This window comes from Citrobacter sp. Cpa228, from assembly GCF_030333085.1.
Classification (GTDB): Bacteria; Pseudomonadota; Gammaproteobacteria; order Enterobacterales; family Enterobacteriaceae; genus Citrobacter; species Citrobacter pasteurii.
This window is the reverse complement of record NZ_JAOWGQ010000031.1, coordinates 277,362-293,458: the sequence shown is the minus strand read 5'-3', so window position 1 is coordinate 293,458 and position 16,097 is coordinate 277,362. Positions and strand designations below refer to the sequence as shown.

16 protein-coding genes and 2 tRNA genes are annotated in these 16,097 nt (G+C 51.3%); 7 read left to right on the top strand and 11 right to left on the bottom strand.

Annotated elements, in window-relative coordinates:
• Window positions 1-47: 47 nt before the first annotated feature.
• From OGX91_RS02550 to hinT, 8 genes are all read right to left on the bottom strand, one after another.
• Window positions 48-587, bottom strand: coding sequence for a glycine zipper 2TM domain-containing protein (locus tag OGX91_RS02550; RefSeq protein WP_048211960.1), 540 nt, complete (start codon window positions 585-587; stop codon window positions 48-50).
• A gap of 168 nt (window positions 588-755) precedes the next feature.
• Entirely contained in the window at window positions 756-2,060 is a 1,305-nt protein-coding gene (gene ndh, locus OGX91_RS02545; RefSeq protein ID WP_048211961.1) for an NADH-quinone dehydrogenase, read from the bottom strand.
• A gap of 716 nt (window positions 2,061-2,776) precedes the next feature.
• Window positions 2,777-3,319, bottom strand: a complete 543-nt coding sequence (gene ycfP, locus OGX91_RS02540; protein WP_005121100.1) for an alpha/beta hydrolase YcfP — start codon at window positions 3,317-3,319, stop codon at window positions 2,777-2,779.
• A gap of 21 nt (window positions 3,320-3,340) precedes the next feature.
• Window positions 3,341-4,366, bottom strand: coding sequence for a beta-N-acetylhexosaminidase (nagZ, locus tag OGX91_RS02535; protein WP_005121101.1), 1,026 nt, complete (start codon window positions 4,364-4,366; stop codon window positions 3,341-3,343).
• 10 nt (window positions 4,367-4,376) lie between these two features.
• Window positions 4,377-5,201 carry a thiamine kinase gene (gene thiK / locus OGX91_RS02530; RefSeq protein ID WP_040231954.1) on the bottom strand — a complete coding sequence of 275 codons (825 nt, stop codon included), beginning with the start codon at window positions 5,199-5,201 and terminating at the stop codon, window positions 4,377-4,379.
• A complete protein-coding gene (gene lpoB, locus OGX91_RS02525) occupies window positions 5,182-5,814 on the bottom strand; it encodes a penicillin-binding protein activator LpoB (RefSeq protein ID WP_040232002.1) in 633 nt (210 codons plus the stop codon). The genes thiK and lpoB overlap by 20 nt, the downstream gene beginning before the upstream one ends.
• A 22-nt stretch (window positions 5,815-5,836) precedes the next feature.
• Window positions 5,837-6,211 (bottom strand): YcfL family putative periplasmic lipoprotein, encoded by a 375-nt coding sequence (locus tag OGX91_RS02520; RefSeq protein WP_286625368.1) that lies wholly within the window; start codon window positions 6,209-6,211, stop codon window positions 5,837-5,839.
• Window positions 6,212-6,213: 2 nt separating this feature from the next.
• Window positions 6,214-6,573, bottom strand: a complete 360-nt coding sequence (gene hinT, locus OGX91_RS02515; RefSeq protein WP_005121105.1) for a purine nucleoside phosphoramidase — start codon at window positions 6,571-6,573, stop codon at window positions 6,214-6,216.
• 348 nt (window positions 6,574-6,921) lie between these two features.
• On the opposite strand from hinT, the gene fhuE reads away from it, so the two are divergent.
• Window positions 6,922-9,108 (top strand): ferric-rhodotorulic acid/ferric-coprogen receptor FhuE, encoded by a 2,187-nt coding sequence (gene fhuE / locus OGX91_RS02510; RefSeq protein ID WP_286625367.1) that lies wholly within the window; start codon window positions 6,922-6,924, stop codon window positions 9,106-9,108.
• A gap of 105 nt (window positions 9,109-9,213) precedes the next feature.
• Here the strand turns inward: fhuE and OGX91_RS02505 are convergent.
• Window positions 9,214-9,289, bottom strand: a tRNA-Asn gene (locus OGX91_RS02505).
• 6 nt (window positions 9,290-9,295) lie between these two features.
• Here OGX91_RS02505 and OGX91_RS24070 point away from each other — a divergent pair.
• The 5 genes from OGX91_RS24070 to OGX91_RS24145 all read left to right on the top strand — a co-directional run bounded on the left by OGX91_RS24070 (window position 9,296) and on the right by OGX91_RS24145 (window position 12,070).
• Window positions 9,296-9,403 carry a DUF5951 family protein gene (locus OGX91_RS24070; protein WP_353622658.1) on the top strand — a complete coding sequence of 36 codons (108 nt, stop codon included), beginning with the start codon at window positions 9,296-9,298 and terminating at the stop codon, window positions 9,401-9,403.
• Between the two features lie 46 nt (window positions 9,404-9,449).
• Window positions 9,450-10,937 carry an EmmdR/YeeO family multidrug/toxin efflux MATE transporter gene (locus OGX91_RS02500; protein WP_286625365.1) on the top strand — a complete coding sequence of 496 codons (1,488 nt, stop codon included), beginning with the start codon at window positions 9,450-9,452 and terminating at the stop codon, window positions 10,935-10,937.
• A 99-nt stretch (window positions 10,938-11,036) separates the two neighbouring features.
• Window positions 11,037-11,112, top strand: a tRNA-Asn gene (locus tag OGX91_RS02495).
• Window positions 11,113-11,171: 59 nt separating this feature from the next.
• A complete protein-coding gene (locus OGX91_RS02490; protein WP_502873335.1) occupies window positions 11,172-11,693 on the top strand; it encodes an Arm DNA-binding domain-containing protein in 522 nt (173 codons plus the stop codon).
• Window positions 11,642-12,070, top strand: a complete 429-nt coding sequence (locus tag OGX91_RS24145; protein ID WP_502873332.1) for a hypothetical protein — start codon at window positions 11,642-11,644, stop codon at window positions 12,068-12,070. Before OGX91_RS02490 ends, OGX91_RS24145 begins: the two co-directional genes overlap by 52 nt.
• A gap of 114 nt (window positions 12,071-12,184) precedes the next feature.
• Here the strand turns inward: OGX91_RS24145 and OGX91_RS02485 are convergent, their stop codons facing one another.
• Window positions 12,185-12,736: a flavodoxin family protein gene (locus tag OGX91_RS02485; protein ID WP_005121110.1), complete on the bottom strand. Its 552-nt coding sequence runs from the start codon at window positions 12,734-12,736 to the stop codon at window positions 12,185-12,187.
• Between the two features lie 231 nt (window positions 12,737-12,967).
• Here OGX91_RS02485 and OGX91_RS02480 point away from each other — a divergent pair, with 231 nt between their 5' ends.
• Entirely contained in the window at window positions 12,968-14,005 is a 1,038-nt protein-coding gene (locus OGX91_RS02480; protein WP_286625363.1) for an MBL fold metallo-hydrolase, read from the top strand.
• 197 nt (window positions 14,006-14,202) lie between these two features.
• On the opposite strand, the gene adeD is transcribed toward OGX91_RS02480, so the two are convergent.
• Complete coding sequence (adeD, locus tag OGX91_RS02475) at window positions 14,203-15,975, bottom strand: adenine deaminase (RefSeq protein WP_286625361.1); 1,773 nt, start codon at window positions 15,973-15,975, stop codon at window positions 14,203-14,205.
• Window positions 15,976-16,097: the final 122 nt, after the last annotated feature.

Here is a 16,097-nt window from a genome sequence, read left to right as displayed (position 1 = left end):
CCCCCCAGCCTGAGCGATGGGGGGCTAATGTTCAGGATAACGCTATTTTACGCCTTGTTATTCAGAACCAACTGGCCGTTGTTATCCAGCGGAATTTGCGTACCGGGATCTTTATCCATACGGATTTTTCCCTGCTGATCGCCGATTTTATACGTTACGTCGTAGCCCAGCATTTTTTCTGATTTGTCATACACTGTTTTACAACGTTGTTGTGTGGTGGTGTACGTATCATTTTCCTGCATTGACCCCTGAATCTGGTTACCGGCATAACCGCCACCTAACGCACCGGCAACGGTCGCAATGTCTTTGCCGCGCCCACCACCAAACTGATGACCAATTACGCCCCCGGCAACCGCGCCCAGCACGGAACCGGCAATACGGTTTTCATCCTGTACGGGTTTACGGTGAGTAACCGTCACGTTACGACATTCCTGGCGCGGTGTTTTTACCGTTTCTTTAATCGGTGTTGCAGAGACGACTTGTGCAAACTGTGGGCCACGCTCAAAAACGTTTAGACTGGCCACCGCTGCCACACCCAGCGCAGCAGCTACGCCAATCCCTATACCCGCCAACATTGATTTATTCACGGGACTTCCTCCTTTTTTGCTATTAGCAACAACTTTGCAACAGGAGGTAAATAATGCCAATCAGATTACGGATGAAAATCGCGGAGAGAAGGAGTAAAGCAGCATGATTCAGAGAACTCTGAAAGAAAGTGCCGGATGAAGCATTCCATCCGGCATTACAAGCCAGTATTAGTGCAGTTTAAGACGCGGACGAATCACGCGGTTAATGCTGCCAACCAACATCATCAGGCCGGTTTTGAAGTAACCATGCAGCGCAATCTGGTGCATACGGTACAGTGAAATGTAGACAAAGCGCGCAATACGCCCTTCCACCATCATTGAGCCACGCGTCAGGTTGCCCATCAGACTGCCCACAGTAGAGAAGTTGGAGAGAGAAACCAGAGAACCGTGATCTTTATACTGATACGCTTTTAGCGGTTTACCGTTCATCTGTGCCAGAATGTTGTTCATCGCGCAGGATGCCATCTGGTGCGCAGCCTGGGCACGCGGCGGCACAAACCCCCCTTCCGGACGCGCGCAGGAAGCACAGTCACCAATCGCATAGATGTCCGGATCACGCGACGTCTGCAGGGTTGGTTCAACCACCAGCTGGTTGATACGGTTGGTTTCCAGACCACCAATCTCTTTCATAAAGTCTGGCGCTTTGATACCTGCTGCCCACACCATCAGATCAGCTTTGATGTACTCGCCATCTTTGGTATGCAACCCACCTTCGTCAGCGCTGGTTACCATCGTCTGAGTCAGTACACGTACGCCCAGTTTGGTTAACTCGTTATGCGCGGCGCTGGAAATACGCGGCGGCAACGCAGGCAGAATACGCTCACCAGCTTCCACCAATGTGACGTTCAGCGCTTCGTTGGTCAGCCCTTTATAACCATAGCTGTGCAACTGTTTTACCGCATTGTGCAGCTCAGCGGAGAGTTCAACCCCCGTCGCACCGCCGCCGACGATAGCGATATTCACTTTGCCGTTCGCGCCCAGGTTTGCGGAATATTTCAGGAACAGATTCAGCATTTCCTGGTGGAAGCGACGCGCCTGGTGCGGGTTATCGAGGAAAATACAGTTCTCTTTGACGCCCGGCGTGTTGAAATCGTTGGACGTACTGCCCAGTGCCATCACCAGCGTGTCATATGGCACTTTACGCTCAGGGACCAGCAGATCGCCTTTCTCGTCTCGCAGCTCAGCAATCGTGATGGTTTTCGCTTCACGATCGATATCCATCACCGAACCCAGCTGGAACTGGAATCCGTGGTTTCGGGCATGCGCCAGATAGCTCAGCGCATCAACACCTTCATCCAGCGATCCTGTTGCCACTTCGTGCAGCAACGGTTTCCACAGGTGGCTGTGGTTTCTGTCTACCAGCGTGATTTTTGCCTTTTTCTTACGACCCAGTTTTTTACCCAACTGCGTCGCCATTTCCAGTCCGCCAGCACCGCCGCCGACAATCACGATCCTTTTCAATGGTGTAGTCAACGTGACCCCCTCAAATTTATTAACCAATTGTTAATTAAAAGTTATGCATATAGCCTTTAATTAACAACAAGTTACGATAATGAAAATGTTCCTCGAGAGTGAGAATAACACGAACGGTGCATTGGTCATACCAAAATTGATGTGTATCAAGTTTTGATGCTGAAAAGATAGACAACCCAGACTTTAAGAATAAAAAAACCAGCCCGATGGCTGTAATGCCAGTCAGTTAGTACCTCAGTTTCAGTAAGCTGGCGGAGGTAAAGAACATGCTATCTCGGAGAAAGAGTTCCGTTCACCTCATGCTCATCGTTTCTCTGAAACACGGATTCCCGTGAACGTGTAAAGGGCGTTCTCCGCCACGCCCTTTACAATCCCGGCTCCCGGCGGGAAAATCGATGAGGCGTTGACGGCTGACCGGGTCTGCCCGCAGGGATGCGGGCAGAGGGGACGGCCTGCAGGGACGCAGGCTCGGCTCCGACCCGACAGGCAGACGGCATAAGACGAATAACTCGCGCAGCGACGATTTTCCCGCCGGGAGCCTGGGTTGCAAGGGAGGCGGCGGTGAGCCTCCCTTGCACGTTCACGGATATCTGCGCTTCAGAGAAATGACACCGCTGAGGTGAACGGAACTCTGAGCCGGAATCACATGTTCACCATACATGCTTAACTGACGAGCATTAGCCCGGAGGCTGGTTTTTTAACACGCTCATTAAAGGTTAACCCAGCGTCTTGAACGCTTTGATGCGCTGCAAATGCGGAGAGATATTCTTAAACTTATGCGTCTGCTCTTCGTCCCAGACTATCTCATAAAAGTGGTGCAGCTCTTCCGACGAACGCTGGCTATTGAGCGCTTCATCATGACGCGACAAGATAACCAGACAGCGATCGCGATTCTTTTCGCGGAAGTTGGTCACACATTTTGTGGCGATATCAGCATACTCTTCCGGCCTGTCGATTTTCCCGTCCATATTCTCATACGGGAACAGGTTAGGGTTAAACACCACCTGACGAATATCACACAGGAAACCAATCCGTTCAGCCCAATACCCCCCCAGCCCAACGCCGCAAATCAACGGTCGATCATCCACATTAAGCTGCAACATTTTGTCCACTTCTTTCAGCAGATGCTGCATATCATGTTTAGGATGCCGCGTACTGTAGCTAATCAGCCTGACATCCGGGTCAATAAATTGCAGTTGCAATACTTTCTCGTGGTTGCCCGGACTGTTAGAGTCAAAACCGTGTAAATAGATAATCATCGCATCCTCGCCAAACTTGCGTTAATGACCTGCTTTCTCTTCCTGCCAACGCTCATGAAGCTGGTTGAGCTGGGCGCTTACTGTCTTCCAGCGAGCCGAGTCCATCAGTTCCTGACGTGAAAATGAACCTTTATGATACAAACGTGTAACACGTTCTGCATTGATCGGCGACAGATTATCTAAAACACTGACCGCACCCTTACGATTATTGCAGACCAGGATCATATCGCAACCTGCATCCAGCGATGCCTGTCCGCGCTCTGCGTAGCTCCCCATAATTGCTGCGCCTTCCATCGACAAATCGTCGGAGAAAATCACGCCATCGAAACCGAGCTCCTGGCGCAGTACTGTTTTCAGCCAGTGGGGTGAGCCGCTCGCGGGTCGCGGGTCTACATCGCTGTAAATGACGTGCGCCGGCATAATGGCATCCAGTTTGTTTTCAGTGATTAACGTCTGGAATACCGACATATCTTTCGCGCGGATCTCGGCTTCCGGACGCGGATCGGTTGGCGTTTCTTTATGCGAATCCGCCGTCACTGCACCATGTCCGGGGAAGTGTTTACCGGTAGTTTTCATTCCGGCCGCATGCATGCCATCAATAAAGCGGGTTGCCATCGCCAACGCTTGCGCGGGTTCGGCATGATAAGAACGTTCACCAATCGCAGCACTGATATGTCCCACATCCAGAACGGGCGCGAAGCTAATATCAATATCCATCGCGATCATTTCACTGGCCATCAGCCATCCGGCGTCCTCTGCCAGCTTGCCTCCCTCTTCCAGCCCATGCAGTGCAGCAAAAGATTGCGCCGCAGGCAGACGGGTAAAACCTTCGCGAAAACGCTGCACCCTGCCGCCTTCCTGATCTACCGCCACCACCAGATGATTACGCGATGCCGCGCGGATCTGACGCACTAATTCACGCAACTGTTCCGGGTCATGATAATTTCGGGTAAAGAGGATCAACCCGCCTACCAGTGGATGTGCCAGAATCTCACGCTCTTCAGCGTCCAGCTCATACCCTTCGACATCCAACATTACTGGGCCCACACTGCTCTCCTTATCCTTTCATTGTTAGCTGCCGCCAGGTTTCATCGGCCAGCCTGATAAATTGTCGGTCGCCGGTTTGTTGCCAGCGATACTCAAACCACCCCGCCTTCAGCATCATTATCCAGGGTTGCCATCGCCTGACCTGTCGCCAGAGCGCGTCTTGCTCAATATGCGCGCGTTGGGCGTAGGCGCTAATCAGCCGTTGGTGCTGGGACTCATCGCTGACCCATACCGCCGCCAGCTCCAGCGCGATATCACCGTCGCCGGCATATTCCCAGTCAATCAGCCGCAGCCCTGAGTCTGTACGTACGATGTTGTCGCCGTGGATATCCATATGCAGCGGCCCCTGGCGCAAAGGTCGAGGCTCACCGCTTTTTCTAAGCCGCTTCAGGGCGCGCAACCAGCACGGCGTACGACGCGCCGGATCGCTACACTGCCAGTACTGCTCGAGTAGCGGCAGCAGGCTGATTCGCCAGCCGAATCGGGGCTGCTGGTGCAGATGATACAATAAGCCAGCGAGTTCGTCGGCGTCAGGTAATCTGGATTCTACCTTACCGTGAAAAAAGTCGACGGCCATCCATCCGCGTGTATAAAAGCGAGGACGCGGCGCAAGACTTTCTGGCAAGTGCTTTAACGCATGATAGTGGCGTAAGAAATGCGATTCTGGCGCGTAGGGATCGTGATGACAGCGCAGCACTAAACGGTGGGCTTGATGTTCGATGATGCAGCTCCCGCCGCTCAAACCACTTTGGCTGGAGACGACGGGATGATACTGCGAGAAATAGCGCGACAAAACTTCATCGCGCGTCAGCCTGTTATTGTTGCTGAACGGCACCTTTACCTGACCAGATTATCTCGCCAGTTTGTACCAGCATTAATTGCATTTGCAGCGCAGGTGAATTGACGTTACCGGAAGCGCTGGAATAGAGCACATACTGAGCGCCAACGTTACGGGCAATACCAATCGCTTTACTGCGTGTTCCCAGGCTATCGTTCGGCGACAGGCCCAACTGCTGCTTGGCTACTGCCAACTGCTGCGCAGAAACCAGGGTAAATTTACCATTATTCGCCAGTGCATTTCGCAAAGTCTCGGTGGCATCACCCGCGTTTAACGAGCCGTTGGTACGGTTATTCACGCTATCAACCAGCAGTACGCCCCCAGCTTTCACCCCCTCAGCTTGCAGCATTTTGCCGACCATCGGCTGCATTGCCCCGTTCCAGTCATAATGACGCTGACGTGGGGTTGGCTGCGCCGTTTGGTCCTCGTGTTCAATCGGCCCCGGCTGCTGCGGTATGGTTGGCACTGTGGGTACAACCGGAACTGGCTGTTGCGGCTGCACGGGTTGTTCCGGCACCGGCTTCACTTCCTCTACCGGCGCTGGCTCACGTTGAGCCACACAACCAGAGAGAAACATCGCCAGCGCGGCAATCAGTGCGTAGCGATTCATTTTGATCTTCAAGATTCACCCCTTACAGATAAAGATAAAGCCTAACCTTGTGCGCCCCCAGATAATTGGCGCTGCCGTACAGCGTTACCGACGAACGAGCCGGGATAGTCACGCTGCGCGGCGCTTCCAGAGGATGCATCTCCAGCCCTCTGGCGTCATACCAGTAAAACCGATAATGAACGGTGACAGGTTCTTGTCTTTCGTTGTAGAGTCGCGAGGATGCTGAGGCCTGAATATCAGACGTTGTTAACTCAGGCGGCTCTGCAGTGATACCCGCCGCCAGTACTGTTGATTCCATCACCAGAGACTGTTCAGCACTGACCGGAATTTCCGGGTGTGAACGGCAGCCAGCCAGCAACAGCAGACCCAACGTAAGCGCAATGCATCCTCTGGTCATTATTAAAGACCTTTATGCGCGAGCATTGGACCAAGCGCACGTCCACCCAGCAGATGCATATGAATGTGATACACCTCCTGACCACCGTGACGGTTGGTATTCATAATCAAACGGTATCCATCTTCGGCAATGCCTTCCTGCTCAGCGATTTTCGCCGCCACTGTGATCATACGTCCCAGCGCCTGCTCATGCTCTGCCGTCACATCGTTGACGGTTGGGATTAAAACGTTCGGGATGATCAGAATATGCGTTGGCGCCTGAGGTGAAATATCACGAAACGCAGTGACCAGTTCATCCTGGTATACGATGTCCGACGGAATTTCACGACGAATAATTTTGCTGAATATAGTTTCTTCTGCCACGACGTTTTCCTTTTTCATTAAGAGCCCATGCGTTGTGCCATGCTACGCCGGGTGACTCTGCGAGTATAGAGTATGAGCGAGTTACTCACGCTCTTTCAACTTTAACCCTCGATTTTTTAAGCAAAAAGCCCTGCCAGTGCTGTTCTTATAACCATTTCCCGGCGCTATCGCTCAGACATAGTACTGAAACAATATTTCATTTATGCGTAGCATTTGTTTACACATTGAATATGAATGCGTATATTTCGCATTTGCATTCTCATGAAGAAAAAATAAATAACAGCCAAAGGGTTCATTACGCACTCACGTGATTCGAACTTAATATTAATAATTATCAAGGACTTTCTGATGTCTTTCACAACACACGACAGGGACGAACAGCATCGTTCTGCCATTGTCCCATCCCTCCTGGCAGCCTGTATTACGGCTGCGCTATTGCCTTGTACCAGCCTCGCCGCCTCCGCAGAAGAGACCGTGATCGTTGATGGTTCAGCCTCCGCCACATCCAGTGATGAGCAGGATTACAGCGTTAAATCGACATCTGCAGGTACAAAAATGCAGATGACACAGCGAGATATCCCGCAATCGGTCAGCATCGTCAGCCAACAGCGTATGGAAGATCAGCAACTCCAGACACTGGGTGATGTGATGGACAACACACTGGGGATCAGCAAAAGCCAGGCGGACTCTGACCGCAGCAGCTATTTCTCTCGCGGATTCCAGATCGATAACTACATGGTCGATGGGATCCCGACCTATTTTGAATCCCGTTGGAACCTCGGCGATGCCCTTTCTGACACGGCCTTGTTTGAACGTGTAGAAGTGGTTCGTGGTGCAAACGGGTTAATGACTGGCACGGGGAATCCTTCGGCATCTATTAACATGATCCGTAAGCATGCCACCAGCCGCGAGTTCACCGGGAATGTATCTGCGGAATACGGTAGTTGGAATAAACAGCGCTATGTGACCGATTTGCAAAGCCCATTGACGGCAGACGGTAACGTGCGCGCCCGCATCGTAGCGGGTTATCAAAATAACGATTCCTGGCTTGACCGTTATAACAATGAAAAAATGTTTTTCTCGGGGATTGTCGATGCCGATCTGGGCGACACCACCAGCCTGTCGGCAGGTTACGAATACCAGCGTATTGATATCAACAGTCCAACCTGGGGCGGGTTGCCGCGCTGGAATACCGATGGCAGCAAAAACAGCTACGACCGCTCGCGCAGCACCGCGCCGGACTGGACCTACAATGACAAAGACATCAACAAAGTCTTCGTGACACTCAAGCAGCGTTTCGCGGATACCTGGCAAACAACCCTGAATGCCACCCACTCCGAGGTCAAGTTCGACAGTAAGATGATGTACGTCGACGCTTACGTTAATAAAGCTGACGGCACACTGATTGGTCCCTATGGCAACTATGGACCGGGCTATGATTACGTTGGTGGAACAGGCTGGAACAGCGGCAAGCGTAAAATCGATGCCGTCGATCTTTTTGCCGATGGTGGCTACGACCTGTTTGGTCGTCAGCATAACCTGATGCTGGGCGGCAGTTACAGCAAGCAAAATAACCGTTATGAGAGCTCGTGGGCAAACGTCTTCCCCAACGAAATAGGTAGCTTCTATACCTACGACGGTAACTTCCCGGAAACCAACTGGAGCCCACAGTCATTGGCCCAGGACGACACCACGCACATGAAATCACTCTACGCCGCAACGCGTATTTCGCTCGCCGACCCATTGCATTTGATCGTCGGCGCGCGCTATACCAACTGGCGTATCGACACCCTGGCCTACAGCATGGAACAAAACCACACCACGCCCTATGCGGGTCTGGTGTATGACATCGATGATAACTGGTCCACTTACGCCAGCTATACCTCTATCTTCCAGCCGCAGAACAAACGCGACAGTTCCGGTAAATATCTCTCCCCTATTACCGGCAACAACTACGAAGTTGGTCTGAAATCAGACTGGATGAACAGCCGTTTAACCACCACCCTCGCCGTATTCCGCATTGAGCAGGATAACGTGGCGCAATCAACCGGCGTACCAATCGCCGGTAGCAATGGGGATACGGCCTTTAAAGCGATGGATGGAACGGTCAGCAAAGGCGTTGAATTCGAAGTGAACGGTGCGATCACGGATAACTGGCAGATGACTTTCGGCGCAACGCGGTACGTTGCGGATGACAACGAAGGCAATGCCGTCAATCCGAACCTGCCGCGTACTACGGTAAAATTGTTCACCCGCTATCGCCTGCCAGCCATACCGGAACTGACTGTAGGCGGCGGGGTTAACTGGCAGAATCGAGTGTATAGTGATACGGTCACGCCTTATGGCACATTCCGCGCGGAACAGGGAAGCTACGCCCTTGTAGATCTGTTCACCCGCTATCAGGTGACGAAAAACTTCTCTGTGCAGGGTAACCTCAATAACCTGTTCGATAAAACCTACGACACCAATATCGACGGTTCTATCGTCTATGGTGAGCCGCGTAACGTCAGCCTCACCGCCAGCTACCAGTTCTGATAATACCCAGTCTGTAAAGCATCCACCTGCATGTCAGGTGGATTTACCGAAAAGCTAAAAAGCAAAAAGCCCGCTTAAGTTTCCTTAAGCGGGCTTCTCTAAATTTGGCTCCTCTGACTGGACTCGAACCAGTGACATACGGATTAACAGTCCGCCGTTCTACCGACTGAACTACAGAGGAATCGTTGTGGAGGCTTATCTTAGCGGCGAAAAAACATTTGTCAAACCCCAATTCCTACATTGGGGATCAATTGGTGCTTCTCTCGACAGTTTGTTGCATTTACAGACATTTTAAATGGAAAAAACTTTGCAGCTTTTTTGATTCTCCCTCATCATTTGAAATGAGGTTTCAACTTTCTTCATTAAGGTCCACTTTGAACGTCTCCGCAGCCTTACGCCAGGTCGCATCCCGCACGCCCTGGTATGCCAAACGCAAGCGTTATAAAGTTCTCTTTTGGCGCGAAATTACCCCGCTTGCTGTCCCCATTTTTCTGGAAAACACCTGTGTACTCTTGATGGGAGTACTGAGCACCTTCCTGGTGAGCTGGTTGGGTAAAGAAGCTATGGCAGGCGTCGGGCTTGCCGACAGCTTCAACATGGTCATCATGGCATTTTTCGCCGCCATCGACCTTGGCACGACGGTGGTGGTTGCTTTTAGTCTCGGAAAGCGCGATCGCCGACGCGCCAGAGCCGCAGCCAGACAATCACTGGTGATCATGACAATATTTGCTGTCGTACTGGCGGCGGTGATTCACTATTTCGGTGAGCAGATTATTGATGTCGTTGCAGGAGAAGCCACCCCTGATGTAAAAGCGCTGGCGCTAACCTATCTGGAATTAACAGTGCTCAGCTACCCCGCTGCAGCAATTGCGTTAATTGGCAGCGGCGCACTGCGCGGTGCCGGAAATACCAAAATACCGTTATTGATTAACGGTGGTATGAACATCCTGAACATTATCATCAGTAGCATCCTGATCTACGGCATTTTTTCCTGGCAAGGGCTGGGATTCGTCGGCGCAGGTCTGGGGTTGACGATTTCACGTTACATTGGTGCCATCGCCATTATATGGGTGCTGATGATTGGATTTAACCCAGCGCTGCGCATTCCCCTGAAGAGCTATTTTAAACCGCTGAATCTTGCCATCATCTGGGAAGTCATGGGGATTGGTATTCCTGCCAGTATAGAGTCAGTCCTGTTTAACGGTGGCAAGTTACTTACGCAGATGTTTGTTTCAGGTATGGGTACCAGCGTAATTGCCGGTAACTTCATTGCCTTTTCGATAGCGGCACTGATCAACCTGCCGGGAAACGCTTTAGGTTCCGCGTCTACCATCATTACCGGCAGACGTCTGGGAAATGGACAGATTGCTCAGGCGGAAATCCAGTTGCGGCATGTATTCTGGCTCTCCACAATCGGATTAACCGCCATCGCCTGGCTAACCGCCCCGTTTGCAGGCGTGATGGCTTCGTTTTATACCCACGATCAGGATGTAAAAGAGGTCATTGTCATCCTGATTTGGCTGAACGCGGCATTTATGCCGATATGGGCAGCATCATGGGTTCTTCCTGCTGGATTTAAAGGTGCACGTGACGCCCGTTTCGCTATGTGGGTCTCCATGTTGGGGATGTGGGGCTGTCGTGTTGTTGCCGGCTACACCCTCGGGATCGTATTAGGATGGGGTGTCGTTGGCGTCTGGATGGGGATGTTCTTCGACTGGGCAGTACGGGCCGCGTTATTTTACTGGCGAATGGTCACAGGTCGTTGGCTGTGGAAATATCCACGTCCTGAACGTGAAAAGTATATAAAACAATCGTCTGCGTCTGAATAAGCGACGAAATGAAGAATATTTCAGCAAACGATCGCAAATATCCATTCAGGCTTTGACAATACAGACAGGCATCGCTAATATTCGCCCCGTTCACACGATTCCTCTGTAGTTCAGTCGGTAGAACGGCGGACTGTTAATCCGTATGTCACTGGTTCGAGTCCAGTCAGAGGAGCCAAATTCCTGTTTTCAGGCGTGCTTATAAATACCTGTATGATTAGGTTTCAATAAGTTAGCGTGAAAATCTTTCCCGATGCGTTTTTAGTTTTCCCTCCGCATACGGTTAATTTGGTGGTCAGATTTGGAGTCAGATTGGTTCGACTCTGGAGTGACCTCCAAACGTCTTTAAACGATTCTAAAATCCGCAACTTAAAACCCTCGTCTCGTCCTGTAAAGCTCTCCGATTCACACGGTCTGTATCTGCTGGTCAATCCGGGCAGCTCGCGTATCTGGTATCTCAAATATCGTTTCAGTGGCAAAGAATCCCGCGTCAGTCTCGGCGCTTATCCGCTCATCTCGCTTGCTGAGGCAAAACAGAAACGTGACGATATCCGCAAATTACTGGCGCAGAATATCAATCCTGCACAACAGCGCTTGACTGAAAAGCCGCCGCGTCAACGGAAAAGTGTTTTAAAGCTGTCGCGCGGGGCTGGCATAAAATCAACAAAAAGTAGTCGGCTGATTATGCCGCGCGTATTCTCGCCAGCATGGAAAATCATATCTTTCCGGCCATCGGTCATCTGCCCGTCACCACGCTGAAAACACAGCATTTCACCGCATTACTGCGGGTTATATTCAGTACAACATTGTGGATTCCAGAACGCTGCGCGACGCGCAGTACTGATGTGAAATTGGCAAGCCAATTCAGGATGAAGTCATTGCCCGAACTGAATACGAGAAAATGTAATCTTTCATCGGCTGCGGGTCTCAAAGTGGCAACCACTGGGCAAAACCTACCCGGCACAAAACTGGCAACCTTTGATGGATGCACTGCTGTCAGAGCTCGAACAGTTCTTTACCCGAAAAAATGGCCTGCTATATCGGCAGTGATACCCCTTTTTAACCCTGGTCAGTACTTGATTACATATTATGAGTTTTGTGGGAGGCGGAGAACGAAGTCCAGCATTCTAATATGAAAAGGGTTCAAAAAAATTTGAACCCTTTAGCACTGACTATTAAAACAAATACCATGTCTTAAATATTTAGCCTGAGTAATTTTTAATAAGCTACCACCGGCTAAGATAAAAACTTTACTTCATGCGCGCGGCAATCGCAGCCACACGTTCACCGTAATGATAAGCCGTTTGCAAATCGCCTGCCGGGATTTTATCTGCACCAGCGTCGGAAGGTGACTGCACCAGCAGGCCAACAGATCCACCAAGATTATTGATATCATCACGGGTGGAAGCCAACGCATTTGCCGGAGCCTGGCCCAGGCTCACCCAGATGCCACCGTGCTGTGAAGCAAGCGTTTGTAAATAAATCAGAGTGACCTGCTTGTCACCATTCAGGCTGGCGCTGTTAGTGAATCCACCAAAAACTTTATCCTGCCATTTACGGGTGAACCAGGCTTTTGAACTGGCATCAGCGAACTTTTTGAACTGCCACGGTGCGCCGCCCATGTAAGTTGGTGAGCCTAAAATGATCGCATCTGCAGCATCAAGCTTTTCCCAATCCTGCTCGGTAATATTCCCCTCAGAATCAACGGCAATCAACCCAGCCTTTGCACCCTCAGCCACTTTTTCCGCGACTAACTGGGTGTGACCATAACCTGAATAATAAACCACAAATACATTTTCCATATAAAACATTCCTTTTATATATAATTAATGTGAATAAATGACATTATTGAAAACTCCATAAAAGAGTATGGGGTATCTGAAGATATAAATCCACCCAATAAAAATCAGCATTTTTGAAGCAATTATTCAATTTATTTTCATTAATATCCACTCGCCTCTCATCTATTATTTACCAGTTACAGCAAACATCACTACAAAAAATGAAAACATGAAAATTAAAAAGGATTTAATATGAATACAATTCGCCCGGTATTTTTCATCGTGACAGCGCTAACATCTGCCAGTGTACTGGCACAGGCCCCTACCCCCGCGGTCTCTACCGTTAATGCACATTACATGACTCCCTCCGCTAACATTACGCTGCCCGTCGGAAATAAGATTGATAACCTCCATCAGAGAAATATGGAACAGCCTTATATATTGCAGAAAATAGGCGAGCGGACGTATTACGTTCAGCGCTATTTCTATTCCACCACCTTTTATGTTGGCGATAAGGGGGTATTGCTGTTCGATGCCCCGGAGGGACGGGGGAAGTTCCTGCTTCAGGCTATCCGCGATGTTACAACGCTGCCAGTGACGACGCTGATTTACTCGCATTACCACGTTGATCATATCGGTGACAGTCCATTCTGGGTTGAGGAAGCGCAAAAGACAGGAGTGAAATTACAGATCGTTGCCAGCGAGGCCACCACTGAAAAAATGCGTTTTATGGACAGTCGATTACCAGTGGCAAATCGGGTACTGAAAAACGCGGATGATCGATTCATATTTGAAAACCTGACGGTTGAACTACACCGTTTCTTAAAGGCTGCGCACACTGACGATCATTCAGCATGGTTGCTAAAAGAAGAAAAAGTCGTTCACAGCCCAGATCTGCTTAACCCCGATCAATTACCAATGATGGGCTTTGCTGTATCGGATACCGCGGTTTATCACGATGCCAACTTACGGCAGGTGGAAGCGCTCGACTGGAACTATTTTGTCGGAGGACATGGCAATGTAGGCTCGCGCGACGATTTCCAGTTTCAGCATCGCTTTCTGAGTGATTTACGCGCAGCAACCCTTAAAGCACGAAAAGAAGAAGCATTCGGAAAATTCATGAATAAAACTGCTAACAACCACGCTGAATTTGCTCGCGCACAGCGTGATGCAATCATCAATCGCGTCACCGAAGCACTGCGCCCGCAATATGGTCATATGTACGGTTACGATGCCTCCATGCCTGCTAACGTTGAGCTGGCTATCAGGCTGGTTGGTTCTTACTACTAACACAATAATAGCGGAACGGACGGGGCTGGTCTCAGGGTAAGTGGCGAACCTCGCAGCGCCCAGGTCTGTTCTACCATAGAAGGAACGCGGATATCAGTTGGCAAAAAATATCCGGTTACGATCTGACAAAATGAACGAATACCAGTGAGTGCACTTCGGTAGCAAAACCGGGCGGCATTGCACCCTCCGGTTTTGCTTCAGGAAGGCACTTTTACCTGTATATCGGTGAAGGTAAACGCATCACCGTCAAACAAGCCTTTGCTGGTGAGTTTCAGTGCCGGGATGACCGGCAGCGAAAGAAACGCCATCTGAATAAAGGGTTCGTCCAGCATCACGCCGCAGCGTCGGCAGGCGGCTTTTAACACGTCTATTTGCTGTGCCAGTTCGGCAGCGGGCGTCTGGCTCATCAGCCCGCAGATGGGCAACGGCAGATGTGCGACGACCTGACCGTCCAGCGCCACGCACAGGCCGCCACCGTTGGCGATCACCTGATTGACTGCACGAGCCATCTCCCGTGCATCGTGGCCGATGACCACAATGTTGTGGCTGTCATGGCTGACGGTGGCCGCCAGCGCGCCTTTACGCAGGCCAAAACCAGCGAGCAGCCCCAGCGCTGGCGACGTCTGCTGCCCGTAACGCTCCAGTACGGCGATAAAGCAGATATCGTCGCTATCGAAGCGATCACCGAGCCAGACGCTCTCCCGCTTGTGGGTAATCAACTCATTAGGGATGATTTCGATAGTCCGGTAGCGGGCATCGGTCTCCAGCGGTATCGTCAAATCGGCGGCGCTGACTGGCTGGCGGCGAATAGTGTTACCCTCTGGCGGCAGGCTACGGCGCTGGCGTTCGGCCTCTCCGGCGGCCAGTTCGGCAGCGTTGACCGGCAGGCCTTTCACCAGCACCTGGCGGACTTCCACCTGGTTTAGGTCGCTTAACAGCACAATATCCGCCTGCTTGCCGGGGGCGATCAGCCCCAGATGTTTTAAGCCAAAGTGGCACGCAGGTGACCAGGTGGCGACGCGATAGGCCAGATGCACCGGCAGATGATGCTGATTGATCAGGCGGCGGATCAGCGCGTCAATGTGGCCTTCATGGGCGATCTCCCACGGATTGCGATCATCCGTGCAGAGCATACACTGCGGGCTGTTCAGTTCGTTGATTAGCGGAGCCAGCGCGTCGAGGTTACGGGCGGCGGAACCTTCACGGATCATCAGCGCCATTCCCGCGCTCAGTTTTTCCCGCCCTTCAGCGAAGGTGTGCGTCTCGTGGCAGTTTTCGACACCGGCGGCGATATAGGCGTTCAGCGCCTTGCCGGAAAGCGATGGGCAGTGGCCGTCCAGCGTCAAATGGCGGAAGGCATCCAGCTTATCGAGAATTGCGTCGTCGCCACGCACCACGCCGGGAAAATCCATCATCTCCGCCAGCCCCGTTACCAGCGGGTGGTCACGCCAGGGTAGCATTTGCGCCAGCGGAAATTCCGCGCCGTTGATATCGCTGCCCGCCAGCGCCGGCACGCAGGAACTAACCTGAATAAACTGGTTTTGCCGCGCCTGTTCTGCACAGCGGATAAACCAACGCAGCCCCTCCTCACCCATCACGTTGACTATTTCATGCGGATCGCAAATCAGGGTGGTCAGGCCGCGCGGCAGCGTGGCGGTTTCAAAGGTCACGGGCGTCATCATGCTGGATTCAATGTGCAGATGGGCATCAATGAAACCGGGAACCGCCACGGCATGCCCGGCATCGATACGCTGACGAGCAGGGGCGTCCTGATAGGCAGGGCCGATGCCTGCAATGCTCTTGCCGCTGATGACGATCGGGCCGGGGAGCATTCCGCCGTTAATCAGGTCGAGAACCGTAACGTGATCAATCATATAATCTGCTGGCGCATCTCCGCGGGCAACGGCTAATATGTTCTGTAATTCATCACGACTGAGTTGATAAGATTTTGCGCGAGATTGATTATTCATTCATTTTCTCATTTTGACTTTATCAATTTGGTAGATTCATTCATGTGTTTCCTGGTTAGATAACCAGTACTGTTGAATAAATCATAATTCGGAGCAGATACTGTATGATGGGATAATTATTA